This is a genomic window from Martinezella hainanensis (assembly GCF_900094555.1).
GTDB lineage: Bacteria > Pseudomonadota > Alphaproteobacteria > Rhizobiales > Rhizobiaceae > Rhizobium > Rhizobium hainanense.
This window is the reverse complement of record NZ_FMAC01000001.1, coordinates 1197183-1221759: the sequence shown is the minus strand read 5'-3', so window position 1 is coordinate 1221759 and position 24577 is coordinate 1197183. Positions and strand designations below refer to the sequence as shown.

The following is a 24577-nucleotide window of genomic DNA, read 5'->3' as shown; positions in this document are numbered from 1 at the left end:
GATTATGGGTCACGGGTTGGAAGGCAAGAAGGTCGTCATCACGGCGGCGGGGCAAGGCATCGGCCGGGCATCGGCGGAGCGCTTCATCTCGCTCGGCGCGCATGTCTACGCCACCGATATCAACGAGCAGACACTTGCAACGCTCGAGGGCGCCAGCAAGCATGTGTTGAATGTGCTCGATGGAGCGGCGGTCAAGGCTTATGCAGAGGAACTCGGCCCCATCGACGTGCTCTTCAATTGCGCCGGTTTCGTACATTCCGGCACGATCCTCGATTGCGAGGAGAAGGACTGGGATTTCTCGTTCAACCTCAACGCCAAGGCGATGTACACGACGTGCCGCGCCTTCCTGCCGGGCATGCTGGAGAAGGGCAAGGGCTCGATTGTCAACATGTCCTCCGTCGCTTCCAGCGTGAAGGGCGTGCCCAACCGGTTCGCTTATGGTGCTTCCAAGGCAGCAGTCATCGGGCTCACCAAGGCAATCGCTGCCGATTTCGTTGCTAAGGGCATCCGCGCCAATGCCATTTGCCCCGGCACGGTCGACAGCCCCTCGCTGCACGAGCGGCTGAAGGCAACCGGCGACTACGACAAGGCGATGAAGGACTTCATCGCCCGGCAGCCGATGGGCCGCATCGCGACCGCCGAAGAGATCGCCGCGCTGGTGACCTATCTCGCGGGCGACGAGGCGGGCTTCACGACCGGCCAGATTCATGTCGTCGATGGTGGCTGGACCGGCTGAGGGTTCTTTCCGCGATCGGAGGCTTCGTGTTGCGAGGCCTCCTTTTATTTGCCACTCTCGTTTGCGAATCGGTTTGCGACGGACGATTTGCGATCGGGAGAGCGGCATGGATGCGCAGGGACATTTGCATCATTCCAGATGGCTCGTGTTATGGCGCAAGCACCATGTCATCGTGATTTCCGTGTTGGCCGGCATAGCCGTCTTTCTGCTTCTGACGTCCAGGGATTTCAATGCCGGCAACCTGTTGGTTGCTTGGGATACGACTGCGGTCGTCTATATCATATACAGTCTCTATCGGATGCTGACGGCTGATCCGCAGCGCATTCGCAAGCGCTCCGCAGATCTCGATTTTTCGGATGGATTCCTGCTGTTTCTGTCGATCGCTGCTGCTCTTGCCAGCATCGGCGGCATTGCGCTGGATCTGCTTGGCGTCAAGGATGCCTCACCCGAAATCGCCTTCTACCGCGTGATGATGGCGATCGTGACGATCCTGATTTCGTGGACCTTCCTGCATACGTTGTTCACCATCCACTATGCGCATCGCTTCTACAGTATTCCCGGCAAAGGGCAGGGGCTCAAATTCGCAGAGCCCGTCGAAGAGCCGATTTATTGGGACTTCCTCTATTTTTCCTTCACCATCGGTGTCGCGGCGCAGACCGCCGATATTGGCATTTCCACGGTCTCGATGCGTAAGCTGGCGCTTTTGCATGCGATCCTGTCGTTCCTGTTCAATACGACCATCCTGGCGCTTGCGATAAACGTCGGGGCGAGCCTGATCTAGGCCCGCCCCTTCGACAGCTGCGGCTCATACTGTCACATGACGGCGTTGCCGGCCATGACGGCCAGGATCAGGAATACCAGGAAGATGATCAGGAAGATGGCAAAGAGAACGCGCGCAATGGTTGCGGTTGCCGCGGACACGCCTGAAAAGCCGAAAAAGCCGCTGATCAGCGAAATCACAAAGAAAATGAGAGCCCATTTCAGCATTAGCAATCTCCTCTGCGTTGTACTTCATAAAGACGCGGGAGGAGGGTGAATTGTTCCGAGGGCGTTTCAGTTTTGGCGAGTTGCCGGTCTTTGGTGGATGCTGTGGCGGGTGTGGAGAGCGAGGATATCGCCCTCTGTCCCTTTCGGGACATCTCCCCACAAGGGGGAGATTGGTAACCCGCAGCGACCACCAGCGTCTAAATCAATATCGAATCTGCTGAAGCTACGGCCATTGCTTTACAGAGCGGGCGGTATGCTCCCAACAATCTCCCCCCTTGTGGGGGAGATGTCACGAAGTGACAGAGGGGGCAGAGGCGCCTCAAACTCAAGAAGGCTGGCTGACGCCACCCTCCCTCTTACCCGTGATTGATCATCACATGCCGCACGGCGGTATAATCTTCGATAGCGTAGACTGACATATCCTTGCCGTAACCGGATTGCTTCAGGCCGCCATGCGGCATTTCGTTGACCAGCATGAAGTGGGTGTTGATCCAGGTGCAGCCATATTGCAGCCGGGCGGCCGTCTGCATGCCGCGGCTGATGTCCTTGGTCCAGACCGAGGAGGCGAGGCCGTAGTCGCTGTCGTTGGCCCAAGAGACGGCATCGTCAGGGTTGGTGAAGCGCGTTACGGAGACGACCGGGCCGAAGACTTCGCGGCGCACGATCTCGTCGTCCTGCGTGGCGCCAGCGACGATGGTCGGCGCATAGAAGAAGCCGCGTTCGCCGGAAATCTTGCCGCCTGTCGTGATTTCCATGTGCTTGTGTTCGGCGGCGCGGGTGACAAAACTCTCGACGCGGTCGCGCTGGCGCTTGGAGATCAGCGGGCCGATCTCGTTATCGGTATCGTCGGCGAGGTTGAACTTGATGCTCGATACGGCCGAGGTAAGGTCGGCGACGAAATTATCGTAGACCTTGGCGTCGGCATAGATGCGGCAGGCGGCGGTGCAGTCCTGGCCGGCATTGTAGTAGCCGAAGGTGCGGATGCCTGACACGACGGCGTCGATATCGGCATCGTCGAAGACGATGACCGGCGCCTTGCCGCCGAGTTCGAGATGCGTGCGCTTCACTGTCTTGGCGGCTGCCTGAAGCACCTTCTTGCCGGTGGCGACATCGCCGGTGATGGACACCATGCCGATCTTCGGATGGTTGATCAGCGCGTTGCCGACACTTTCGCCGCGGCCGAGGATGACGTTGACGACACCCTCGGGGAGGATATCCGCCAGCAGCTTTGCCATCTTCAATGCCGTCAGCGGGGTCTGTTCCGAAGGCTTGAAGACGACGGTGTTGCCGCCTGATATCGCCGGCGCCAGCTTCCAGGCCATCATCATCAGCGGATAGTTCCAGGGCGCAATCGAGCCGACGATGCCGATCGGGTCGCGGCGGATCATCGAGGTGTGGCCGGGCAGGTATTCGCCGGCGACCGGGCCGTGCAGGTTGCGTACCGCGCCGGCAAAGAAGCGATAGCAGTCGACGATCGCCGGGATCTCATCATTGAGTACTGCATTGATCGGCTTGCCGCAGTTTAGCGCCTCCAGCGCCGCAAAGCCTTCGGCATCCCGCTCGATGGCGTCGGCAATCTTGAGGAGATAGGCCGAGCGCTGGCTTGGCGTCGTCTGCGACCAGCTCGTGAAGGCCTTTTCCGCAGCATCGACGGCGGCGTCGATCTGGCCGAGCGATGCCTCGGGCAGGTTAAGCACGGTCTCGCCCGTCTTCGGGTTGAGGACGCGCTCTTCCGTTTCCGTGCCGGCTTCGAAGCGGGAGCCGATCAGCATTTGGGTATCCATTATTCTCTCCCTTTCATTTGCCGCCGCCGGCGATCTGGTCGCCGTCGCGGGTAAGATAGTAGGCTGCCAGGATCGGCAGGAAGGTGACAAGCACGACGACCATGGCGACGACGTTGGTGACGGGTCGCTGGCGCGGGCGGATGAGTTCCTCCAGCATCCAGATCGGCAAGGTCATCTGCTGGCCGCCGGTGAAGGTGGTGACGATGACTTCATCGAAGGAGAGCGCGAAGGCGAGCATGCCGCCGGCAAGCAGCGCCGTGCCGATGTTCGGCAGGACGACATGGCGAAAGGTCTGGAAGCCATCGGCGCCAAGATCCATCGACGCCTCGATCAGCGAGCCGGAGGTGCGACGGAAACGGGCGACGGCATTGTTGTAGACCACGACGACGCAGAAGGTGGCATGGCCAAGAACGATCGTCCAGACCGAGAACGGGATATCGAACAGGCTGAAGGCGGAGCGTAGTGCGATGCCGGTGATGATGCCCGGAAGCGCGATCGGCAGGATGACGAGCAGCGAGATCGCCTCGCGGCCGAAGAATTTCGTCTGGCTGACGGCGGCGGCGCAGAGCGTGCCGAGCACCAGCGCTATAATGGTGGCGATAGTTGCGACCTGAACGGACAACGCAAGCGCCGACCAGACATCCGGTCTGTTCCAGGCGATACCGAACCATTGCAGGGTGAGGCCCGGTGGCGGCCACTGATAGCTCTTTTCCTCCGTCGTGAAGGCATAGACGAAGATCAAGAGGATCGGCAGATGCAGGAAGAGCAGGCCGCCTGCGGCTGCGATCTTCAGGGGGAAGGAGGCGCGTTGGCCACGATCAGAGCGCATCGAAAGCTCCCTGTTTCTTGGCGATCCAAAGATAGATGGCCATGATGACGATCGGCACGACCGAGAAGGCGGCGGCCAGCGGCACGTTGCCGGCGGTTCCCTGCTGCGTATAGACGGCCTGGCCGATGAAGAGGCGCGAGGAGCCGATGATCTGCGGGATGATGTAATCGCCTAATGTCAGCGAGAAGGTGAAGATCGAGCCGGCGACCACACCGGGCAAAGCCAGCGGCAGCAGCACCGTGCGGAAGGTCTGGTTCGGCGTTGCGCCAAGATCGGAAGAGGCTTCGAGCAGGTTTGCCGGCACGCGCTCAAGCGCTGCCTGTGTCGGCAGGATCATGTAGGGCAGCCAGATATAGACGAAGACGAGGAAGGTGCCGATATAGCTGACCGAGAGCGAGTTGCCGCCGATGACGGGCAGGGCGAGCACGCCATCGAGCAGCCAGCCGAGGTGCAGCTTGTCGAAGATCCAGGTGAGGATGCCTTCCTTGGCGAGGATCAGCTTCCAGGCATAGACTTTCACCAGATAGCTCGACCAGAGCGGCAGCATGATGCCGAGATAGAACAGCGCCTTCCATTTACCCTGCGCATGGCGCGCCGCATAATAGGCGATGGGGAATGCGACGAAGGCGGAGGCCAAGGTGACGAGGGCGGCCATAATGACCGTGCGGACGATGATGTCGAAATTGGCCGTGTTCAGCAGCTGGGCATAGGTCGAGAGGGTGAATTCGTAGTTCACCATTCCCGAGAAGTCGTCAATCGAGAAGAAGCTCTGCAGCAAGAGCGCGATCAGCGAGCCGATGTAGATGATGCCGAGCCAGAGCAGCGGTGGCGTCAGCATCAGGAACAGCAGCAGCTTCGGGCGGCGCCAGAAGAGATCGGAGAGACGGCCGAAGGCACCGCCGCGACGCGGCAGTATCGAGGCTGGCGCCTTTTGCGCCGAAGCAGGGAAGGCGGCGGCGTTCATGCGGCGTCATCCATATAGTGGACATCGGCCGGCAGCCAGGCGAGGCGGACGGATGCGCCTGTATCCGGGGCCGACTGTCCGGCAGGCACGGTCACATGCAGGCGGGCGCCATTTGCCTCCACCGAGAGGCGGGTGGCAGCACCGAGAAAGCTCGTCGCTTTCACGGTCGCCGCCACGCCGCTCTCCTCAGTCAACCGGATCGCTTCGGGGCGTAGGCTGGCCCAGCGGCGTTCGCCGCCGAGCGACGACATGACCTCGGGGGTAATGACGTTGGAGGAGCCGACGAAATCGGCGACGAAGCGGGTCTTCGGCCGCTGATAGATATCGTGGGGTGTGCCCTGCTGGACGATGCGACCATCGTTGAAGACGGCGACGCGGTCGGCCATGGACAGCGCCTCACCCTGATCGTGGGTGACAAAGACGAAGGTGATGCCGAGCGCGCGCTGCAGGCTCTTCAATTCCTCCTGCATCTGCTCGCGCAGTTTCAGATCGAGCGCGCCGAGCGGCTCGTCGAGCAGCAGCACCTTCGGCTTGTTGACCAGGGCGCGAGCGAGCGCCACGCGCTGCCGCTGGCCACCGGAGAGCTGGCCGGGGCGCCGCGCGCCATAGCCCGGCAGCTTCACCAGCTCCAGCGCCTGCTCGGCTGCACGCAGCCGCTCGGCCTTGCCGACGCCCTTGACCATCAGCCCGTAGGCAACGTTGTCGAGAATGTTGAGATGCGGAAACAGGGCATAATCCTGAAACACCGTGTTGACGTTGCGCCTATAGGGCGGCACGCCTTCGGCGGTTTCGCCGAAGATTTCGATATGGCCGCCGGTCGGCTGTTCGAAGCCGGCAATCAGCCTGAGGCAGGTGGTCTTGCCGGAACCGGAAGGGCCGAGCATGGCGAAGAATTCGCCGGGTGCGATCTCCAGATCGACACGGTCCACAGCGCGGACCTGGCCGAAATGGCGGGACACCTGCTGGAAACGAACGGCGTTCATTGGTTTCTCCAGGGATATGCAGTGGTGTTTGATATCATGCCAGCCAAACCAACCGGAGCAGGTTTGCGACGGAACCGGCTTTCAATGGGCCGGCGGGATTGCCGCTCCGCATTCGGAGCGGCGAAGGCCGATGCGGCTGGTTATCTGCCGCCGATTACGCCGATATAGTCGGAGACCCAGCGATGATAGGGCACGCATTCGCTCTGGCTCGTGCATTTTGCGACAGGCGTCTTCCAGAAGCGAATCTTGTCGAAGTGGTCGTAGCCATTGGTGGCGCAACCGCTGTCGGTGAGCAGTTCATTGCCCTTGCAGGCGGCGGGAACCGAGGGCACGGCGCCGAACCAGGCGGCGGCGTCGCCCTGAACCTTTGCCTGCAATGAATGCTCCATCCACATATAGGCGCAGTTCGGATGCTCGCTGTCGGCATGCAGCATGGTGGTGTCGGCCCAGCCCGTCGTTCCCTCATCCGGGAAGGTGGAGGCGATTTTCTGCTTGTCGGACTGCAGCAGGTTCACCTGGAACGGCCATGAGCCGGAGGCGACGACGCCTTCGTTCTTGAAGTCGTCGGTCTGGATCATCGCGTCGTGCCAATAGCGGCTGACGAGCTTGCGCTGGCCACGCAGGAGGTCGAGTGCGGCCTTGTACTGGTCTTCGTTCAGCTCGTAGGGGTCCTTGATGCCAAGCTCCGGCTTGTGCGCCATGAGGTAAAGGGCGGCATCGGCAATATAGATCGGGCCATCATAGGCCTGGACGCGGCCCTTGTTGGACTTGCCGTCGGGCAGGGTCATTTCCTCGAAGACGATGTTCCAGCTCTTCGGCGCCTGACCCTTGAAGGCATCCGTGTTGTACATCAGCACATTCGGTCCCCAGAGATAGGGGACGCCGTAGTGGACGCCGTTGACCGTATGCCACGGGGCATTCTTCAGGCGCTCATCAAGGGTCTTCCAGCTCGGGATCAGATCGGTATTGATCGGCTGGACGCGCTTGCCGGCAACGAGGCGCAGCGATGCGTCACCAGAGGCGGTGACGAGGTCAAAGCCGCCCTCGTTCATCAGCGCGACCATCTCGTCCGAGGTGGCCGCCGTCTTGACGCTGACCTTGCAGCCGGTCTCCTTCTCGAAGCCCGTGACCCAATCGTAGTTCTTGTCGCTTTCGCCGCGCTCGATATAGCCGGCCCATGCGACGATGCTGACGGCGCCTTCGCCTTTGCCGAGCGTCTTCAACGGCTCGGCGGCAATGACCTGCGTGGCGAAACTTAAGCATGCGAGTGCGGCCGTGCATGATTTCAGCAGATGCTTCATCGGACTCTCCCGGTTTTTGAGCCTTGATATTGTGGAGCCAGTGGCTGGCTTTCTGTTCCCGGAAGAAAAGGTGACGCGATTTCGCCGCATTCGCAAATTCATTTATCAGAAAGTCGATATCGGAAATTCCGATTTCAAGTGAAGCGATCGATTAGCAATCGGACTCGCTTCTCAAGAATGGGAACAGAAGGATCGTCCCCAATCTGACCGTCTAACGACTTCATAAATACATCAGCCGCGAGTTCATCCCCTAAAATTGCCGATATGCACTCGAATGCTATTTTGTGATGGAGCGCATCGATTTCTGGGTCTAGCCGTTCACAAACTTCATAGAACTCGCCGGCCATAGGCGCTCCAACCATGTCCGCCCAAGGCTCGATTAGCATTATCCGGCAAACCTCGAAGAGGCGTTCCCGCTGCGTGCCATCACCCGCAACGGCCGCCTTCGCAAGCGGGTGCCGGGATATGAGCCAATGCCGAAACACGGCGGTATAGATGTCCTCTTTGTTGCTGAACGTTTTGTAGAGCAGCGTGCGCGAAATGCAGGCGCGTTTGGCGATATCGTCCAGCGACGTTTTGGCAAAGCCAAAATTGAGGAAGCACCATTTTGCGGCGTTCAAAATGGTGTCACGGCGTGAAGCAACTTCTTCTGGGGTTATCCTAGGTGCCATAGCGATTTGTGACAAATTGAATGTTTTTCGTCAAGTTGTTGCGTTCTTCCACTTGACCTTCGGCTCTTACTGAATCATTTTGACATAAAGAGTTAATTTTGTCACGATGCATCGCTTTACGGAAGCAAGGCTGCAGCGCGCCAATTTCCAAGGACAGAAGGCAACCAAAATGAGCAATGCTTGGACCCCGGCAGAAATCCCCCCGCAAACGGATAGACGAATAATCGTTACAGGCGGGAACAGCGGAATAGGGTGGCATACCGCGCTCGAATTGGCTCGCGCCGGCGCACAGGTTACGATCGGTGCGCGTAGCAAGTCCAAAGGCGAGGACGCGGTAAAGCGCATTCGCGACATTATTCCGCGCGCCAATGTGCGCTGGGGTGTCCTGGACCTTTCCAATCCTGTGTCCGTTCAAGCATTCGCCGACAGCCAGCTCGAAGATGGCCGCCCGATTGATATGCTGATCAATAATGCTGGCATAATGGGCCTTCCGCGGCGTGAAGTTAGCGTCGACGGCCACGAACTGCAGTTCGCGACCAATGTCTTCGGGCCTTATCGGTTGACTGGTTTGCTTTTGCCGGCGTTGCTGCACGCAAACCGCCCACGTGTCGTAACAGTCGCGTCTGGCACACATAAGATGTTCGAGCCCGGGCCGATTACTGATTTTGAGGCCAAGGACAGCTACGCGCCGATGCGGGTTTATGCCAAGACGAAGCTTGCCAACGTCCTCTTCGCTCGTGAGTTACAGCGTCGCGCGGGCGACCGGCTGCTATCGACCATTAGCCATCCTGGCGGCGCGCGAACCAATCTCTTTGCCGCAACAACCTTGAGCACCAAGATTGCCGCCATCTTGACGTATCCTCTACTGCAAAGTTCGGAGAAGGGCGCGTGGCCGACCCTTATGGCTGCAACTTTGGAGAATGCCCGACCTGGCGGTTATTACGGACCTGGCGGCTTCATGGAGTTGCGCGGCAATCCTGTCGAGGTGAAAACGGCTTCCTATGCAGATGATCCTTCCGCTTGGCGCGCTCTGTTCAGTGACCTGGAACGGATTACCGGCATCGCCTACGCTATTTAAAACTGGAAGACCCAGAGAAGCTTTTTGGCTCTCTGCCATTGCTACCACATGGGAAATTCCGATTCTTATCTCTGTATGCGGGCCAGATCGAAAGCCTCTGGCCGCAGCCTTCCAGCCTTCAGGAGGTGTTGCAGCGCGTAGGAGAGGGAAAGGGCATCATCAAGCGCATCGTGTCCCCGGAGTGGTGGATGCTGCACGCCATAGTAGTGAGAAAGCTCGTTGCTTGGCGTCTTCGCCAGATCCTCGACAGGCATTCCCGCTGCCAGCAGAAGCTTGACGGCATTGTCGAAGCGATGCGCGGGAATGGAGGGCTGAATTCCAGCGACATAGCAGCTGATCGCCATCATATTCAGTTCGTCCTTGCCCCAGGACCAAAAGCGGGCGCCACTCGAGAAGAGATCCAGGCCGGCAAGGGCATCCTGCAGCGATATGCCTTCTGTGTTGAGGCTCTCCTCGGTGATGCCGGTGAGTGTGGTGAAAAACGGATCGAGCGCATATTGATCGCCAAACCTATCGATCGGGCGCACATAGGCCTTGTAGCTGTCCAAGATCGGGAAGCCCTCTTCGAGGCTAAGCTTGACGGCCCCGAGCTGCGCGATGACCGGATCGGGATCGTGAGCGGCGCACCAGAACCGGCGCTGCGACCCTTCGAGACAGAGGAATTCACAGTCGAATATGATTGCGGTCTTCATACTTGGCCTCACCGGATGAACAATCTTAGATTGCATTCTCCACGTAGCGATGGAGGGTCGCGCTTGCTAGCGCTGGCGGCCCGAGCGCATGCTTTCGGCGACGCCGACGAAATCGCGGGCAGCCTGCGGAAGGCTCGATCCCTTGCGCCAGACCATGCCGACCTGCACCACCGGCAGCGAGCCGGAGACGTCGCGGCTTTCGATGCGGTCGCCTTCCAGCGACCAGGGACGGTAGACGAGATCCGGCAGCAGCGCGACGCCGGCGCCGGTCGCAACCAGGCTGCGCACTGCTTCGACCGAGCGCGTGCGGAAGGCGACATGCGGGCGGGCACCAAGGGCGGTCAAAAGCTTGCCGGTGTTTTCCTCGATTTCGTCGATGGTGAGCATGATCAGCGGTTCGCGACTGATGTCGGCGACGCTGATGATATCGGCCGAGACGAGGGGATGGCCCATCGGCAGCCAGAGACGGTAGGGCGAGGTCTCGAGAATCTCGGCCTGTAGGGCCATGCGGTCGCGCAGGTTGGAGATGACCATGACGGCGACGTCGAGTTCACCACCAACCAGAAGATGTTCCAGATAGCCGCCATTGTCCTCGATGGCGCTGACTTCGACGCCGGGGCAGGCACGACGATAGCGCGCCAGCAGGTCGGAGAGCACATAACCGGCGACGAGCGAAGTTACCCCGATATTCAGCGTGCCGCCGGCCTCATTCTGCTTGCCGGAAAAACTGGTACGCGCGTCCGAAACGGTTGCAAGAATCTTCGTCGCATGGCGCAGGAACTGGTGGCCGTTATGGGTGATGGACAGCCCGCGCGGATGACGGTCGAACAGCTCGACGCCGAGGTCGCTTTCAAGCTCCTTGAGGGCTTCGGTCACGGAGGATTGCGAGATGGACAGGTTCTGCGCGGCGCGCGTCACCGAGCCCTGTTCCGCCACGGCAACGAAGTATTGCAGCTGTCTCAAGGTGAAGGCCATGCGAAGGTTAGAGCATGTTCGCGGCACGGAAGGCAAGCGCCCGTCATAGCTGTGAAAGTTTGGACCTTTTTTGGTAACGATGTTGAGGACAACACAAGTTTCACCTCAGTTTTAAGTATTCCGAAACGCCAATTCCCTAACGTGAGGGTTGATCATTTTTGTCGGCTTGGAGTGGTCTATGCTGGAGCAGTTGGCGTGAGCGCCTTACTGCACATTTTCCGGATACCCCGGAAATTTGTCGTCATGATCGGCGGAGTGGCCTTTCTCATAGGCTGCTCCGGCGTATTGGCGCTTTATGTCGGCAAGGACAGGCTGCTCGGCCTCGCCTCCGCGTCTCCCAACGGGCTTCAGTGCACGGACGTCAATCTCGTCACGATCCGCAAGGACAACCGTTTCTGGGTTCGCAAATATATTCGTACCGAGCCGACGGACGGGCTGACGCGGGTCAGGACCGCGCTCCGGGTTGCCAAGGCTGTTTACCAGGAACAGAAGCCAGATCTCGTTCAGGTTGTGGTTCTCGACAGGAATGGCCCAACGCTGCGTTCCGATCTGCGTGGTCGGGCGCTTGGCGCCGATGTCGTCTATGTGGCCCATCCCGACCGGCTTGTCGATGGCGGCTCCGAGGCACCGCTGACGGCACGCTACTATGATGGCGGTGCGAGCAATGCCGGCCTGTTTTATGGCGAGCAGATCAACATGCTGCCGCAGGATATCGATGCGGCGATCGCCGGGTTGAAGAATCTGGCCGACTGCGACAATGCGCTGGCGGCAGACAATGGCGGTGACGCCAAGAAGGACAAGATGAAGGCTGCGATCGCCGCAGAAGAGAAGGCGGCCGCAAATCAGGCGGAGGGGCACGATGCCAAGCCGCAGCTGCCGGAACCGAAATCGACAGGCAATGTGCAGCCGGGCTATGATGCAAACGGTGATTTCATCGGAGCCGATGCCGGGGCCAAGGGAAAAAGCCCGTCACCGGGATTGGACCCGACCATGACGGGTGCCGCCGACCGCCGCTCGCCCGTCACCAACTGACCAAAACCGGATTTGCGCTATCGGGTGGAAAGGCAATAGCCTCATTCCGCCAGATGTTTCTCGCCGATAGCCTGGTAGAGCGCGAAGAGCGCCTCGTGAACTTCGCCCGCAAGACGATAGAAGTCGGGATTGGCCAGAATGGCCGGATGCAGCAGCAACTGATCGTCGGTCATGTCGAGCATGACCGACGCCGTATGCATCGCCTCGTGGCAGCCAAACGTTCCCGGTGCATATTGCGAGAGATCGATGTCGCCAAGCTCCGCGAGGTCGGCAAGACGCTGATGCTCGCTGTCGGCATCTGCGGCCGATATCTCTTTATCCGTCATGATACGCACCTTTTATGTTCGAAGGATCGAACCGGTCTCAATCCGCCTTGTTGCGACGGGCCGGGAAGAGGATGATGTCGCGGATCGAGGGCGAGTTGGTCAAAAGCATGATGAGGCGGTCCACACCGATGCCGAGACCGCCTGCCGGCGGCATGCCCTGATCGATCGCGTCGAGGAATTCCTCGTCCAGTTCCTTCTGCTTTTCGCCGCGCGCATGCGCCTGCTCGAGCTGCTCGACCATGCGGGCGCGCTGCTCTTCCGGATCGTTGAGTTCCGAGAAGGCGTTGCCGAGTTCCCAGGCGTTGCAATAGGTCTCGAAGCGCTCGACAAGGCGCGGTTCGCCCGGCACTTCCTTGGCGAAGGGAGAGATGTCCTTCGGGAAATGCGTGACGTGCGCCGGCTGAATCAGCGTGCCCTCGACCTTCTCTTCGAAGATGAAGGCGAGGCATTCGCCCCAGGTGGCGTCCTTCTCGACGGCAAAGCCGGCGGCCTTGGAAGCGGCGCGGGCTTCTTCGTCGGTCTTGATCGCGAGGAAATCGATGCCGGTCGCTTCCTTTACGGCGTCTGGCATCGGCACGCGGCGGAACGGACCCTTGAAGGAGATCTGCTTGTCGCCGAAGGCGAATTCCGTGCTGCCGTGGATCGACATGGCGAGCGTCGAGAACAGGCGCTCGACGAGGTCCATGATGTCCTCGTAGTCGGCGTAGGCCCAGTAACACTCCATCATGGTGAATTCGGGATTGTGCCGGGTGGAGACGCCTTCGTTGCGGAAGTTGCGGTTGATCTCGAACACTTTGTCGGTGAGGCCGGATACCAGCGTGCGCTTCAGGAACAGTTCCGGCGCGATGCGCAGGTACATGTCGAGCTTCAGCGTATTGTGATGCGTCTTGAACGGTTCGGCGGTGGCGCCACCGTAAACCGAGTGCAGCATCGGCGTTTCGACTTCCATGAAGCCGTCATTTTCCATGAAACGGCGGATGCCCGAAACGATGCGGCTGCGCTGCTGGAAGCGGAGCTTCGATTCCTCGTTGGTCATGATGTCGAGGTGGCGCTTGCGGTAGCGCAGCTCGATATCGGACAGGCCGTGCCACTTTTCCGGCATCGGCAGCAGCGACTTGGTCAGCATGGTGATCTGCTGCGCATTGATCGTCAGCTCGCCGCGCTTGGTGCGGCGCACGACGCCGGTGACGCCGATGATGTCGCCGATATCGATCATCGGCAGCAGGCTGCGCGCCTCTTCCGAGGTCACGTCCTTGTGGCTGAAGATCTGGATCTTGGCCGAGGCGTCATGGATGTCCATGAACATGCCGGAGTTGCGCGAGGAATAGACACGGCCGGCAACGGTGACGACATCGCCGGTTTCCGTATCCGGCTCCAGGCCCTCGTATTTCGCGGCGAGTTCGGCATTGGTCAGCGTCCGGTGAAAATGCGCCGGATAGACGTCGCCGATCTGCTCGCGCAGCAGCTTCAGCTTCTGCGCGCGAACTTCCGTTGCGTCGGAGGAGAGGGTAGCGGTTTCGGTCTTGTCGTTCATGGTTCTAAGTCCGGTTCAGTTCTTCGGGCCGACGAGGGTCGCAACGGTCTGCGCGGCAAGTTTCAGCCGCTGGCGCACGACGGAGCGGCCCAGGATCGCCATGCTATCGAAAAGCGGTAGCGAGCGCGAGGAGCCCGATACGGCGACGAAGAGCGGGGCGACAATGACCTTCAGCTTCTTGCCCATGCGGTCGGCGATGGCGCGCAGCTCGGCTTCGATCGTCTCGACATTCCATTCGAGGATCTTTTCGAGATCCGGCTGCACCGTGTTCAGGATTTCCAGCAGTTCTTCCGGCGTCGACTTGATCTTTGCAAAGGCGGAAGGATCGAGGTTGAGGTCGGACTTGAACAGGAAGCCGGCGAGGTCAGGCAATTCACCAAGCTTGGTGATGCGCGACTGCGACAGCTTCAGGCCTTCCTGCAGGCGACTGTTTTCCATCGCCCAAGTCAGAACCCGCTGCTGGAATTCCTCTTCCGACAGCTTCTCGCGGATCCAGCGGCCGTTCAGCCAGTCGAGCTTCTGGATGTCGAAGATCGCGCCGGCCTTGGAGAGGTTTTCCGGATCGAACTTTTCGGCAAGCTCGTCCATGCTCAGGAGCTCTTCGCCTTCGGCGATCTGGATGAAGAACAGGCCGAGGAAGTTCATCAGCGCTTCGGGGATGTAGCCGAGGGCGGTGTAATAAGAGATCGATGTCGGGTTCTTGCGCTTCGACAGCTTCGATTTGTCGGCGTTGCGCATCAGCGACAGGTGCATGAAAACAGGCGCTTCCCAGCCGAGATACTGATAGATCAGGATGTGCTTCGGCACCGAGGCGAGCCATTCTTCGCCGCGAGCGACATGGGTGATCTTCATCAGATGGTCGTCGACGACGTTGGCCATGTGATAGGTCGGCATGCCATCGGCCTTCAGGAGGACCTGCATGTCGACGGCATCCCACGGGATTTCCACGTCGCCATAAACGCCGTCATGGAACTTGCAGCTGCCTTCTGTCGGGATCTTCATGCGCACGACATGCGGCTCGCCGGCAGCAACGCGCGTCGAAACTTCCTCGGCCGTGAGGTTCAGACAGTGGCCGTCATACTTTGGCGGCAGGCCGGCGGCGCGCTGCGCCTCGCGCATCTTCTCCAGACGCTCCGGCGTGCAGAAGCAGCGGAAACCGTGTCCGTTTGTGACGATCTGCTCGACATAGGGCTTGTAGAGTTCCTTGCGGTCGCTCTGGCGATAGGGGCCGTAGGGGCCGCCGATATCCGGGCCTTCGGACCATTTGAGGCCGCACCATTTCAGCGCATCGAGAACCTTGGTCTCGAATTCCGGGGTGGAGCGGGTCGCGTCGGTATCCTCGATGCGCAGGATGAACTCGCCGCCATGTTTCTTGGCGAAGAGATAGTTGAACAGCGCGATGTAAGCGGTGCCGACATGCGGCTCGCCGGTGGGGGAGGGTGCGATGCGGACGCGAACGCCTGAAGTGGTCATTTTGTTTGCCCGTCATAAAAGGCCGGGCCGCGCTTGGGACAAGCGCCGTCCAGCCGAAAATGTCTATCTGGATCAGAAAACCGGCCGGAAAAGGGCGGCTTGCCGCTTCAATCCTGCGTTTTCCGTATGGCTGGCCTTAGGCCATATTCAACGGGTGACGTCAAGGGAAACTGCGCCGCAAGAGCTGGCGAGGGCGTCCAAGACATTACCCCGCATCGAAAAAAGCCGGCTTCCAGAATTCTCGAAACACCTTTACCCTTCGTAAGGGCTTCGGGACGAAAGCCTTACGCTTGCCGAATTTGATTTGCAATTTTCGCGGCAGTGGCGAAATAGGTCTTCAATCGTTCACCGCGAGGATACAATGAAGAAATTGATTTTGAGCTTGTTATTGACGGTCTCGATGGTCGACGCCGCCGCGGCCCAGTCGACCATCACGCGCGACAGTTCTGCGCGCCTGATTGAATCCTATCGGGCCTATATCGGCAACGACGACCTTTATAATTCCAAGGGCGAACGCCTGACTGCACCCTGGCAGATCATCCGTCAGGATCGTGCCAACTATCATGCCTATCGCCGTCGCGACCGCGGCGACCAGGGCGATAGTTTCTTCTCGCTGCCGTCCAATCGCCAGAAGCTGGAAGCGATGCTGGCAAACGGCAATATCGCCGACGATGCCGGGAACTACATCGTTCGCGGCAATGTCTGGATCAAGGTCGACATTTATGGCCGCGGCGATATCGGCGAATGGGTCGATGTGCACGTCCAGGACTGATCGGTCTAATGGAACTGCACCCGCCAGCGGGTGCAGTTCTTTCGATTAATGGCCGCCGGATGCCTTTTTCCGGCGGTTGCGTGCCATCATGTTGAGCACTTCGACGAGGGCTGAGAAGGCCATGGCGGCGTAGATATAGCCCTTGGGAACATGCACGCCCATGCCTTCGGCGATCAGCGTCGTGCCGATCATCAGCAGGAAGGCGAGCGCCAGCATGACGATGCTCGGGTTCTTCTCGATGAAATTGGCAAGCGGGTTGGCCGCGACCAGCATGACGGTAACTGCGGCAATCACGGCGACGAACATGATCGGCAAGTGCGGCGTCATGCCGACGGCGGTGATGATGCTGTCGACGGAGAAGACAAGGTCAAGCAGAAGGATCTGGCCGATCGCAGCGGCGAAGGTCGATGTCGTCGACTTGGCGATGAAATCCTCGCCGTGCTCCTGCGGATCGACATTGTGATGGATCTCCTTGGTCGCCTTCCAGACAAGGAAGAGGCCGCCGCCGATCAGGATCATGTCCTTCCAGGAGAAGCCCTGGCCGAAAAGTTCGAAGACGGGCTGGGTTAGCTGCACGATCCAGGCGACGGTGCCGAGCAGGGCGAGGCGCATGATGAGGGCGAGGCCGATGCCGATCTTGCGGGCTCTGTCGCGATGTTCGGGCGGCAGCTTGTTGGTCAGGATCGAGATAAAGATGAGGTTGTCGATGCCGAGGACCACCTCCATCACGACAAGCGTGACGAGCGCTACCCACGCACCCGGGTCCTGTATCAGCCCCATAATATCCATTGACGATGCCCCCTTTGATCAGCATTCGCCGATGCTGACCCCCAGCCCGGCCTCTCCAGAATGGCCGTAATGTAAGGAGTGCCGTGGTTCGTACAAGCGGCGCCGCCATTTTCATGACGGCGGGCGCATGTTCAGGCTTTCAAGGGTATCCAGATTTCCGTCACGCCCATGCCGGTGCGCGGGTCGAAGCGGTCGTCGTAGCGTTCCATCATGTCGGGCGTGCCGGCATGATGCTGCCCGGATTGCGGCAGCCATTCGCCGAAGATCTGATGCACGGTGGCGGAGATGCCGGAGATGTGGCCGCGATGCGTGAAGATCGCATAGTGCTGCGGCGGCAGTTTCGTCGTCACGAAACCCTCGGGGAGGTCGTCCGTGGTGGAGACTTCGGCTGCCGACATATAGCGAAAGCCCTCGCTGCCTTCGTCTGCCTGTGTACAAACGCCATAGGCGACGTTCCCGACCTGGCCGGGAATATGGCCGAAATGCTGGTTGAATTTCTGCCAGAGCGAGGGGATCGCCTCTGTTGCTTCATAGGCGTAGGTTTCCGCAAGGCCGGCAAGCAGCATTGCGGGGTGGGTTTCGAAACGCGGTGCGTCGAGTTTGGGAAGGCGGGTATCGTCCATTCTGATCGGCTCCTGTAGAGCGAGGTTGCGAACGTGACCTTGCTTGCGCAGGTTTTCGGGCGTCATGCCGAATTGCTCGCGGAAGGCACGGGTGAAGGCCTCGTGCGAGCCGTAGCCGGCATCGAGGGCAACCTGGAGAATGGAGGAGGAGCCGTCGGTCAGCGCGAGAGCCGCCCCGCTGAGGCGACGGCTTCGGATATAGCCGCTGATCGAATGGCCCGTCGTCATGCCGAAGACGCGCGAGAGATGATAGCGGGACAGTCCGGCTGTTTCCGCAATCTCATCGAGCGAGATGTCGGATGCAAAATGGCTTTCGATAAACCATATGGCTCTGCCGATCGCGCTCATGTCTCTAACTCCCCTGGTTGCCGGACCAGTCTTAGGCTTCCGACAGACGCGACGCTTGATCGCCATTGCGGAGTTGGATCACTACGCATTTGCCGGCAACAGGGGATGCCCGTTTTTCCTAATCCTTGCGATCGGGACCGTAACCCGCCAGGAAGACGCGTACGGCACCACGCACGACATAATCGATCTCGTCCTTCGACGGCGGTTCGTCCATGTCTCCGAAGAGCCGCAGCTTGAAGTAGCCGCCGCTGGCCATTTCGAGGAAGTGGCGGGCAGCCATGTCGAAATCGTCGATCTTGAGATGCCCGGCCGCGACCTGTCGCTCAAGGAAGCCACGCAACACCGTGCGCAGGTTTTCCGGGCCGGTGAAGAAACGCTGACAGAGGGAGGGCATGCGTTCGCGCACGCCGATGACCGTGCGCATGGCGCTGATGGTCTTGTCTGACGTGACGTGCGTTACGAATACGATGCCGAAATCATAAAGAGACGTCGTGACATCCGCTTCGTCTGCAAGTGCGTTGCGCACGAGGTTGACGAAATGGGTACGCTCGCTCTCCATCATGGCGGCGAACAGATCTTCCTTGTTGGCGAAATAGACGTAGAGAGTGCCCTTTGAAACACCCGCTTCACGCGTGACATCGTTCATACTCGCCGCATCGAAGCCCATCTTCATAAAGACACGTTTCGCGCCTTCGAGAATTTGATGACGCTTGGCCGGATCTTCGCCGGCCGCCCAGCGTCCACCGGAGCCTGGTGCAGGCGCGTTCAATACAGCGATATTTTGCGGTTCGTGTTTCATCGTCTCCTTCAATCAATCACTTTTTCTGATTCTTCAACATACTCGCCAATTAAATCGAACCGCTCAGTTCGATATCTCTTGATATGGAATGAAAAAGGCTCTATGTCAATTGAACCGAACCGTTCGGTTCGATTAATTTGCCAAGATTTTCGGTGGTAGGGAAATGTCGTCAAGTCATGGAAACAATGTAGCGCGCATCGTGGATGCTGATGCAGAGGCTGAAGCTCAGGACGTAAATGCGCCTGCGGATGCCCCTGTTGCCGAGACGCGCAGCACCCCGGCCCCCGCCCAGGCTGCGCCTGCTGCTCCGGCCCCTGCGGCCCCACCGCCGCCGGAAAAGAAGCGGCGCAGCCTGGCTTTTCCAATCATTCTGGTCGCAGCTCTCGCAGCTGGCGGCTGGTATGGCTATGACTGGTGGACGAACGGCCGGTTCATGGTGTCGACCGACGATGCCTATATCGGCGGCGATATCGCGACCATTCAGCCGAAGGTCACAGGCTATGTCGCCAAGGTAAATGTCGTCGCCAACCAGCAGGTCAAGGCCGGCGACGTGCTCGCAACGCTCGATGACGGCGACTACAAGCTGGCGCTCGGCCAGGCTCAGGCCTCGCTCGATACCGAACAGCTTTCGCTCCATACCATCGATGCACAGATCGCTGCCGGCCAGGCAGCCCTTGCCCAGTCGCAGGCGCAGAAGGTTGCCCTGGAAGCCACGGTCCGCGGCGCCCAGATCACCCAGACGCGTGCTGCTGAGCTGCAATCGAAGTCGGTCGGCACCACGGCCGCTTTGGATAGCGCCAATATCGCGCTTGATCAGGCCAAGGCCAATCTGGTCGGCGGCGACGCCGCCATCGCATCCGCACAGGCCAACATCAACCTCTTGCAGGCACAGCGTCGCCAGGCCGAAAGCACGATCAAGGGCCTCGAAGCCGCCCGTGACAAGGCTGCTCGCGATCTGTCCTTCACCGTGCTGAAGGCGCCCTATGACGGCATCGTCGGCAATCGCTCTGTCCAGGAAGGCGATCTCGTCTCGCCCGGTCAGAAGCTGATGGCGATCGTGCCGATCCGACAGCTCTATATAGACGCGAACTTCAAGGAAACGCAGATCCAGCACCTGGTTCCCGGTTCCAAGGTCAATGTTCACGTCGATGCCTATAGCGACCATCCGATCGTCGGTACCGTCGAGTCGATCTCGCCGGCCTCCGGCTCGGTCTTCTCGCTGCTGCCGCCGGAAAACGCGACGGGTAACTTCACCAAGATCATCCAGCGCGTGCCTGTCCGCATCGCACTGCCGCAGGATGCGCTCAATACCGGCCGTCTGCGCGCAGGCCTCAGCGTCGTTGTCGACGTCGATACCCGCACGGCACCGGACAAGTAAGCGATCAAGCTCGGGAGAGACGCGCCATGTCGTCCGCCAGCACTACAGCCGGGTCGCCCCCACGCGCGGCCGGTCCCGCCGCGCCCGCGGCGGATCATATCGACACGAGAAAGCTCATCGCCTTCCTGGCGATGGTGCTCGGCATGTTCATGTCGATCCTCGACATTCAGATCGTTTCAGCCTCGCTCAGCGAAATCCAGGCCGGTCTCAGCGCCGGCTCGGATGAAATCGGCTGGGTGCAGACGGCCTATCTGATCGCCGAAGTCATCATGATCCCGCTGTCGGGAACGCTGGCGCGCATCATTTCGACGCGCTATCTGTTCGCGATCTCGGCCGCGGGCTTTACAGCAGCGAGCGCGCTTGCCGCGACCGCGACCAACATCGACCAGATGATCATCTACCGCGCCCTGCAGGGCTTTATCGGCGGCGGCATGATCCCCTCGGTCTTCGCGGCGGCCTTCACGATCTTCCCGCCCTCCAAGCGCAACGTCGTCTCGCCGATCATCGGCCTGATCGCGACGCTCGCGCCAACCATCGGCCCGACGGTCGGTGGTTACCTCTCCAACGCCTTCTCCTGGCACTGGCTGTTCTTGGTCAATATCCCCCCCGGTATCGTCGTTGCCATCGTCACCTGGAATTTCATCGATTTCGACAAGCCCGAACTGTCGCTGATGAAGAAGTTCGACTGGTGGGGTCTGATTTCGATGGGCGTTTTCCTCGGCGCGCTGGAATATGTGCTCGAAGAAGGCAACACGAACGACTGGTTCAACGACAATTATATTGTCGCCGGTGCCATCGCTTCCGCCATCGGCGCCGTGATCTTCTTCTACCGTGCCTTCACGGTCGAATTCCCCGTCGTCGATCTCAGGGCCTTCACGAACAAGAACTTCTCCTTCGGGTCGATGTTCTCCTTCGTCATGGGTATCGGCCTTTACGGCCTCACCTATATCTATCCGCTCTATCTCGCGCGCATTCGTGGCTACGATTCGCTGCAGATCGGCGAGACGATGTTCGTCTCCGGCCTCACCATGTTCTTCACGGCGCCGCTTGCCGGTTTCCTGTCGAGCAAGGTCGACCTGCGCATCCTGATGATCATCGGGTTCACCAGCTTCTCGGCCGGTACCTACATCATGATGCACCTGACGGTGGACTGGGATTTCTGGGAGCTGATGATCCCGCAGATATTGCGCGGCTTCGGCCTGATGCTGTGCATGGTGCCGATCAACAATATCGCGCTTGGAACCATGCCGCCCGCCCGCATGCGCGGTGCGTCAGGCCTGTTCAACCTGACGCGTAACCTCGGCGGCGCCGTCGGTCTCGCAATCATCAACACGCTTTTGACGAACCGGCAGGACCAGCATTACTTCAACCTGCGCGACCATATTCATTGGGGCAACCAGGTGGCTGTCGATCAGCTGAACAATATGGCCGCCAGCTTCAATGCCGCCGGCCTGAATGGCGATCAGGCTGCACTGAAGCAGATGGTCAACATGGCGACGCAGCAGGCGGTCGTCATGTCCTTCGGGGATATTTTCCTGATGCTGACCGTGCTGTTCCTGGCGATGATTCTCGGCGTTCTGATGCTCAGCAAGCCGGGTGCCGCAGGCGGCGGCGGTGGCGGAGGCCACTGATCCGGTTCTTACAAGAATGCTCCCAAGGCATGGCCCCTCCTCGCGAGGGGCCTTTTTTATTTGTGGTCGCTGCCGGAAAATCCAGCGGTCAGAAATTTTTGATTTACGTACATCAAAAATCGCAGTAAGGATTGCGGCAGGAGGAGCCATGAGACCGACCGTGCATGACATTGCCGCAGCTGCCGGCGTCAGCCTCGCCACCGTGGACCGCGTCTTGAACCAGCGCCCGGGCGTGCGGCTGGTGACGCGGGAGAAGGTGGAAGCCGCCATTCGCCAGATCGGCTATATCCGCGATGTCGCTGCCGCCAATCTGGCCAAGGGCCGCGTCTATCCTCTCGTCTTCATCGTGCCGACAGGCGATAATTCCTTCATGCACGGGCTGCGTTTAGAGGTGCATCATGCGACCTTGCGCGCCAGCATCGAGCGCACCGATATTCGCATCGTCGAGGTGCCGGCTTTTGACGTGCCGTCCCTGGTTGCGGCGCTTGATGCATTGCAGGGGCAGAATATCGCCGGTGTCGCCCTGGTGGCGACCGATGCGCCGGAGGTCAGAGCTGCGGTCGACCGGCTCGTGTCTGAGCGCATTCCCGTCGTCACGCTGGTCTCGGACCTCACCGATTCCGCCCGGCATCACTATGCTGGCATCGACAATATCGCCGCCGGCCGGACCGCCGCTCGACTACTCGGTCGTTTCCTGGGCGGCCGTGAAGGCGACATTACCGTTCTTGCCGGCTCGATGCTGGTGCGCGACCATCGCGAGCGCCTGCAGGGTTTTTCGGCTGTCATGGCGGAGGAATTTCCCAAGCTGCGGCTGCTGCCTGTGCTCGAAGGGCGCGACGATCCCGAGCGGACGAAAACGCTCATTTCCAAGGCTCTCTCCGAACGCAAGGATATTATCGGCATCTACAGCCTCGGCGCCGGCAATCGCGGCCTGATCGCGGCCCTGAAGGCCGTCCGGCCCGAGCGTGAGTTGACTGTCGTCGTGCACGAGCTGACGCAGCATACGAGGGCGGCGCTGGTGGAGGGTACGATCGATGCTGTCCTCAATCAGGATGCCGGCCATGAGGTCCGCAGCGCCATTCGCGTCATGAAGGCGACCGCCGACGGGCAGGCCGTCATCGCCGATCAGGAGCGCATCCGCCTCGACATTTTCTTGAAGGACAATCTGCCCTGAGCATTCGAACGCGGCAGAGCATAGGGAGTAACATCTGATGTATTTGGGTCTCGATCTCGGAACCTCCGGCGTCAAAGCCATGCTGATCGATGGCAATCAGAAGATCATCGGCTCCGCCAATGGCGGGCTCGACGTCTCGCGTCCGCATCCCGGCTGGTCGGAGCAGGATCCTGCCCACTGGGTCCGGGCGACCGAGGAAGCCGTTGCCGGATTGAGGGCGGCGCATCCGAAGGAACTGGCGGCCGTACGCGGGGTCGGCCTTTCCGGCCAGATGCATGGCGCGACGCTGCTCGATGCCGATGACAAGGTGCTGCGTCCCTGCATTCTCTGGAACGATACCCGCAGCTATCACGAGGCTGCCGCGCTGGATGCCGATCCCCGTTTTCGCGCGTTGACCGGCAATATCGTCTTCCCCGGTTTCACCGCGCCGAAGCTTGCATGGGTCGCCAAGCATGAGCCGGAGATTTTCGCCAGGGTGCGCTGGGTGCTGCTGCCGAAGGATTATCTGCGCCTGTGGCTGACGGGCGAGCATATGTCGGAGATGTCCGACTCCGCCGGCACCTCCTGGCTCGATACCGGCAAGCGCAAATGGTCTTCCGAGCTGCTGGCCGCGACCAATCTCGATGAGAAGCAGATGCCGACGCTGGTCGAAGGGACCGAAGTAGCCGGCAAGCTGCGCGGCGAGCTGGCCTCGAAATGGGGTATCGATGGCGATGTCGTCGTTGCCGGCGGGGCAGGGGACAATGCGGCCTCGGCTTGCGGCATGGGCACGGTGAGCCACGGCGCGGCCTTCGTTTCGCTCGGCACATCGGGCGTGCTCTTTGCCGCCAACGGCTCCTATCTGCCAAAACCGGAAAGCGCCGTCCATGCCTTCTGCCACGCGCTGCCCAACACCTGGCACCAGATGGGCGTCATCCTCTCGGCGACCGATGCGCTGAACTGGCATTCGCATGTGACAGGCAAGTCCGCCGCCGAACTCACCACCGAGCTCGGCGAGACGCTGAAGGCGCCGACAAGCGTCACCTTCCTTCCCTATCTCTCGGGCGAGCGTACGCCGCACAATGACGCGACGATCCGTGGCGCCTTCATCGGTCTCGGTCATGAAAGCGGCCGTGCCGTGTTGACGCAGGCCGTGCTCGAGGGCGTGTCCTTCGCCATTCGCGACAATCTGGAAGCACTGCGCTCGGCTGGCACCGACATTGCGCGCGTGACGGCGATCGGCGGCGGCTCGCGCTCGCGCTACTGGCTGGCCTCGATCGCAACCGCTCTCGGTGTCCCCGTCGACCTGCCGGCCGATGGCGATTTCGGCGCAGCCTTCGGCGCTGCCCGTCTCGGCCTGATCGCGGCGACCGGCGCCGATCCAGTCGCGGTCTGCACCCCGCCGCAGACGGCCGGCACCATCGATCCCGTGGCGTCGCTGACGGAGGCCTATGTGGATGCCTACAAGCGCTATCGGGCGGTTTATCCGGCGATCAGGCCGCTGTCGGAGCATTGAAATAGCGTGCGCATGGGAGCCCCTCATCCGCCCTGTCGGGCACCTTCTCCCGTTCTGACGGGGAGAAGGGGAAAGAGGCGCCTACTGCCCGCCCCTAACGCTTTGCTCGGCGGGGATACAGAGGTCGTTCCCTCTCCCCGCAAGCGGGGAGAGGGCTAGGGTGAGGGGCAACGCCGCACGGCGCGAACAAACAATACCGAAAT

At 60.4% G+C, this 24577-nt stretch carries 24 protein-coding genes; 9 read left to right on the top strand and 15 right to left on the bottom strand.

All coding sequences use genetic code 11. The features are described 5' to 3' along the window. Positions 1-4: 4 nt before the first annotated feature. On the top strand, positions 5-736 hold the full coding sequence (locus tag GA0061100_RS05895; protein WP_075851723.1) for an SDR family oxidoreductase: 732 nt from the start codon (positions 5-7) through the stop codon (positions 734-736). A 106-nt stretch (positions 737-842) separates the two neighbouring features. Beyond that, on the top strand, positions 843-1517 hold the full coding sequence (locus GA0061100_RS05890) for a DUF1345 domain-containing protein (protein ID WP_075851722.1): 675 nt from the start codon (positions 843-845) through the stop codon (positions 1515-1517). A gap of 32 nt (positions 1518-1549) precedes the next feature. Here the strand turns inward: GA0061100_RS05890 and GA0061100_RS05885 are convergent, their stop codons facing one another. The 7 genes from GA0061100_RS05885 to GA0061100_RS05855 form a co-directional block, all read right to left on the bottom strand. Continuing rightward, the gene (locus GA0061100_RS05885; protein ID WP_075851721.1) at positions 1550-1723 is read right to left on the bottom strand and encodes a DUF1328 domain-containing protein; all 174 of its coding nucleotides are present in this window, start codon (positions 1721-1723) and stop codon (positions 1550-1552) included. Between the two features lie 356 nt (positions 1724-2079). Continuing rightward, a complete protein-coding gene (locus GA0061100_RS05880) occupies positions 2080-3507 on the bottom strand; it encodes a gamma-aminobutyraldehyde dehydrogenase (RefSeq protein ID WP_075851720.1) in 1428 nt (475 codons plus the stop codon). A 13-nt stretch (positions 3508-3520) separates the two neighbouring features. After that, on the bottom strand, positions 3521-4336 hold the full coding sequence (locus tag GA0061100_RS05875; protein WP_075851719.1) for an ABC transporter permease: 816 nt from the start codon (positions 4334-4336) through the stop codon (positions 3521-3523). Further along, on the bottom strand, positions 4326-5300 hold the full coding sequence (locus GA0061100_RS05870; RefSeq protein ID WP_075851718.1) for an ABC transporter permease: 975 nt from the start codon (positions 5298-5300) through the stop codon (positions 4326-4328). The genes GA0061100_RS05875 and GA0061100_RS05870 overlap by 11 nt, the downstream gene beginning before the upstream one ends. Next, positions 5297-6283 carry an ABC transporter ATP-binding protein gene (locus GA0061100_RS05865; RefSeq protein ID WP_075851717.1) on the bottom strand — a complete coding sequence of 329 codons (987 nt, stop codon included), beginning with the start codon at positions 6281-6283 and terminating at the stop codon, positions 5297-5299. The genes GA0061100_RS05870 and GA0061100_RS05865 overlap by 4 nt, the downstream gene beginning before the upstream one ends. 140 nt (positions 6284-6423) lie before the next feature. Next, positions 6424-7584 (bottom strand): ABC transporter substrate-binding protein, encoded by a 1161-nt coding sequence (locus tag GA0061100_RS05860; protein WP_075851716.1) that lies wholly within the window; start codon positions 7582-7584, stop codon positions 6424-6426. 134 nt (positions 7585-7718) lie between these two features. Then, entirely contained in the window at positions 7719-8270 is a 552-nt protein-coding gene (locus tag GA0061100_RS05855) for a TetR/AcrR family transcriptional regulator (protein ID WP_244557763.1), read from the bottom strand. A 154-nt stretch (positions 8271-8424) separates the two neighbouring features. Between GA0061100_RS05855 and GA0061100_RS05850 the strand changes: the two genes are divergently transcribed. Then, complete coding sequence (locus GA0061100_RS05850) at positions 8425-9333, top strand: SDR family NAD(P)-dependent oxidoreductase (RefSeq protein WP_075851922.1); 909 nt, start codon at positions 8425-8427, stop codon at positions 9331-9333. A gap of 65 nt (positions 9334-9398) precedes the next feature. On the opposite strand, the gene GA0061100_RS05845 is transcribed toward GA0061100_RS05850, so the two are convergent. Both GA0061100_RS05845 and GA0061100_RS05840 read right to left on the bottom strand, forming a co-directional pair. Next, a complete protein-coding gene (locus GA0061100_RS05845) occupies positions 9399-10025 on the bottom strand; it encodes a 3'-5' exonuclease (RefSeq protein WP_075851714.1) in 627 nt (208 codons plus the stop codon). A 66-nt stretch (positions 10026-10091) separates the two neighbouring features. Next, positions 10092-11000, bottom strand: a complete 909-nt coding sequence (locus tag GA0061100_RS05840; RefSeq protein ID WP_075851713.1) for a LysR family transcriptional regulator — start codon at positions 10998-11000, stop codon at positions 10092-10094. Between the two features lie 243 nt (positions 11001-11243). Here GA0061100_RS05840 and GA0061100_RS05835 point away from each other — a divergent pair, with 243 nt between their 5' ends. Continuing rightward, on the top strand, positions 11244-12032 hold the full coding sequence (locus GA0061100_RS05835) for a hypothetical protein (RefSeq protein WP_425298665.1): 789 nt from the start codon (positions 11244-11246) through the stop codon (positions 12030-12032). A gap of 41 nt (positions 12033-12073) precedes the next feature. Here GA0061100_RS05835 and GA0061100_RS05830 read toward each other — a convergent pair whose 3' ends face one another. From GA0061100_RS05830 to gltX, 3 genes are read right to left on the bottom strand one after another with little or no spacing between them, the layout of a single operon-like run. Further along, positions 12074-12358 (bottom strand): hypothetical protein, encoded by a 285-nt coding sequence (locus tag GA0061100_RS05830; RefSeq protein ID WP_075851921.1) that lies wholly within the window; start codon positions 12356-12358, stop codon positions 12074-12076. Positions 12359-12395: 37 nt separating this feature from the next. After that, a complete protein-coding gene (gene lysS, locus GA0061100_RS05825; protein WP_075851711.1) occupies positions 12396-13892 on the bottom strand; it encodes a lysine--tRNA ligase in 1497 nt (498 codons plus the stop codon). A 15-nt stretch (positions 13893-13907) separates the two neighbouring features. Continuing rightward, positions 13908-15365: a glutamate--tRNA ligase gene (gltX, locus tag GA0061100_RS05820; RefSeq protein ID WP_075851710.1), complete on the bottom strand. Its 1458-nt coding sequence runs from the start codon at positions 15363-15365 to the stop codon at positions 13908-13910. A 361-nt stretch (positions 15366-15726) separates the two neighbouring features. Between gltX and GA0061100_RS05815 the strand changes: the two genes are divergently transcribed. Continuing rightward, a complete protein-coding gene (locus GA0061100_RS05815) occupies positions 15727-16137 on the top strand; it encodes a hypothetical protein (protein WP_075851709.1) in 411 nt (136 codons plus the stop codon). A gap of 45 nt (positions 16138-16182) precedes the next feature. On the opposite strand, the gene GA0061100_RS05810 is transcribed toward GA0061100_RS05815, so the two are convergent. The 3 genes from GA0061100_RS05810 to GA0061100_RS05800 all read right to left on the bottom strand — a co-directional run bounded on the left by GA0061100_RS05810 (position 16183) and on the right by GA0061100_RS05800 (position 18696). Next, entirely contained in the window at positions 16183-16926 is a 744-nt protein-coding gene (locus GA0061100_RS05810; RefSeq protein ID WP_075851708.1) for a TerC family protein, read from the bottom strand. A gap of 131 nt (positions 16927-17057) precedes the next feature. After that, entirely contained in the window at positions 17058-17897 is an 840-nt protein-coding gene (locus GA0061100_RS05805) for a GyrI-like domain-containing protein (RefSeq protein ID WP_075851707.1), read from the bottom strand. A 118-nt stretch (positions 17898-18015) separates the two neighbouring features. After that, a complete protein-coding gene (locus GA0061100_RS05800) occupies positions 18016-18696 on the bottom strand; it encodes a TetR/AcrR family transcriptional regulator (protein WP_075851706.1) in 681 nt (226 codons plus the stop codon). 163 nt (positions 18697-18859) lie between these two features. Between GA0061100_RS05800 and GA0061100_RS05795 the strand changes: the two genes are divergently transcribed. The 4 genes from GA0061100_RS05795 to xylB all read left to right on the top strand — a co-directional run bounded on the left by GA0061100_RS05795 (position 18860) and on the right by xylB (position 24374). Beyond that, the gene (locus GA0061100_RS05795) at positions 18860-20074 is read left to right on the top strand and encodes an HlyD family secretion protein (protein WP_075851705.1); all 1215 of its coding nucleotides are present in this window, start codon (positions 18860-18862) and stop codon (positions 20072-20074) included. Positions 20075-20100: 26 nt separating this feature from the next. Further along, positions 20101-21705, top strand: coding sequence for a DHA2 family efflux MFS transporter permease subunit (locus GA0061100_RS05790; protein WP_075851704.1), 1605 nt, complete (start codon positions 20101-20103; stop codon positions 21703-21705). A gap of 148 nt (positions 21706-21853) precedes the next feature. Beyond that, positions 21854-22879, top strand: coding sequence for a LacI family DNA-binding transcriptional regulator (locus tag GA0061100_RS05785; protein ID WP_075851703.1), 1026 nt, complete (start codon positions 21854-21856; stop codon positions 22877-22879). A 37-nt stretch (positions 22880-22916) separates the two neighbouring features. After that, the gene (gene xylB, locus GA0061100_RS05780; protein WP_075851702.1) at positions 22917-24374 is read left to right on the top strand and encodes a xylulokinase; all 1458 of its coding nucleotides are present in this window, start codon (positions 22917-22919) and stop codon (positions 24372-24374) included. The last annotated feature ends 203 nt before the right edge of the window (positions 24375-24577 follow it).

What these genes read in the sequence shown, in the direction of transcription:
- GA0061100_RS05815 (WP_075851709.1), top strand. Translation starts at nt 15,727, where the DNA reads ATGAAGAAATTGATTTTGAGCTTGTTATTGACGGTCTCGATGGTCGAC.
- GA0061100_RS05870 (WP_075851718.1), bottom strand. Translation starts at nt 5,300, where the DNA reads ATGAACGCCGCCGCCTTCCCTGCTTCGGCGCAAAAGGCGCCAGCCTCG.
- GA0061100_RS05830 (WP_075851921.1), bottom strand. Translation starts at nt 12,358, where the DNA reads ATGACGGATAAAGAGATATCGGCCGCAGATGCCGACAGCGAGCATCAG.
- GA0061100_RS05885 (WP_075851721.1), bottom strand. Translation starts at nt 1,723, where the DNA reads ATGCTGAAATGGGCTCTCATTTTCTTTGTGATTTCGCTGATCAGCGGC.
- lysS (WP_075851711.1), bottom strand. Translation starts at nt 13,892, where the DNA reads ATGAACGACAAGACCGAAACCGCTACCCTCTCCTCCGACGCAACGGAA.
- GA0061100_RS05865 (WP_075851717.1), bottom strand. Translation starts at nt 6,283, where the DNA reads ATGAACGCCGTTCGTTTCCAGCAGGTGTCCCGCCATTTCGGCCAGGTC.
- gltX (WP_075851710.1), bottom strand. Translation starts at nt 15,365, where the DNA reads ATGACCACTTCAGGCGTTCGCGTCCGCATCGCACCCTCCCCCACCGGC.
- GA0061100_RS05835 (WP_425298665.1), top strand. Translation starts at nt 11,244, where the DNA reads ATGATCGGCGGAGTGGCCTTTCTCATAGGCTGCTCCGGCGTATTGGCG.
- GA0061100_RS05795 (WP_075851705.1), top strand. Translation starts at nt 18,860, where the DNA reads ATGTCGTCAAGTCATGGAAACAATGTAGCGCGCATCGTGGATGCTGAT.
- GA0061100_RS05875 (WP_075851719.1), bottom strand. Translation starts at nt 4,336, where the DNA reads ATGCGCTCTGATCGTGGCCAACGCGCCTCCTTCCCCCTGAAGATCGCA.
- GA0061100_RS05810 (WP_075851708.1), bottom strand. Translation starts at nt 16,926, where the DNA reads ATGGATATTATGGGGCTGATACAGGACCCGGGTGCGTGGGTAGCGCTC.
- xylB (WP_075851702.1), top strand. Translation starts at nt 22,917, where the DNA reads ATGTATTTGGGTCTCGATCTCGGAACCTCCGGCGTCAAAGCCATGCTG.
- GA0061100_RS05890 (WP_075851722.1), top strand. Translation starts at nt 843, where the DNA reads ATGGATGCGCAGGGACATTTGCATCATTCCAGATGGCTCGTGTTATGG.
- GA0061100_RS05895 (WP_075851723.1), top strand. Translation starts at nt 5, where the DNA reads ATGGGTCACGGGTTGGAAGGCAAGAAGGTCGTCATCACGGCGGCGGGG.
- GA0061100_RS05850 (WP_075851922.1), top strand. Translation starts at nt 8,425, where the DNA reads ATGAGCAATGCTTGGACCCCGGCAGAAATCCCCCCGCAAACGGATAGA.
- GA0061100_RS05805 (WP_075851707.1), bottom strand. Translation starts at nt 17,897, where the DNA reads ATGAGCGCGATCGGCAGAGCCATATGGTTTATCGAAAGCCATTTTGCA.
- GA0061100_RS05880 (WP_075851720.1), bottom strand. Translation starts at nt 3,507, where the DNA reads ATGGATACCCAAATGCTGATCGGCTCCCGCTTCGAAGCCGGCACGGAA.
- GA0061100_RS05800 (WP_075851706.1), bottom strand. Translation starts at nt 18,696, where the DNA reads ATGAAACACGAACCGCAAAATATCGCTGTATTGAACGCGCCTGCACCA.
- GA0061100_RS05845 (WP_075851714.1), bottom strand. Translation starts at nt 10,025, where the DNA reads ATGAAGACCGCAATCATATTCGACTGTGAATTCCTCTGTCTCGAAGGG.
- GA0061100_RS05860 (WP_075851716.1), bottom strand. Translation starts at nt 7,584, where the DNA reads ATGAAGCATCTGCTGAAATCATGCACGGCCGCACTCGCATGCTTAAGT.
- GA0061100_RS05840 (WP_075851713.1), bottom strand. Translation starts at nt 11,000, where the DNA reads ATGGCCTTCACCTTGAGACAGCTGCAATACTTCGTTGCCGTGGCGGAA.
- GA0061100_RS05790 (WP_075851704.1), top strand. Translation starts at nt 20,101, where the DNA reads ATGTCGTCCGCCAGCACTACAGCCGGGTCGCCCCCACGCGCGGCCGGT.
- GA0061100_RS05785 (WP_075851703.1), top strand. Translation starts at nt 21,854, where the DNA reads ATGAGACCGACCGTGCATGACATTGCCGCAGCTGCCGGCGTCAGCCTC.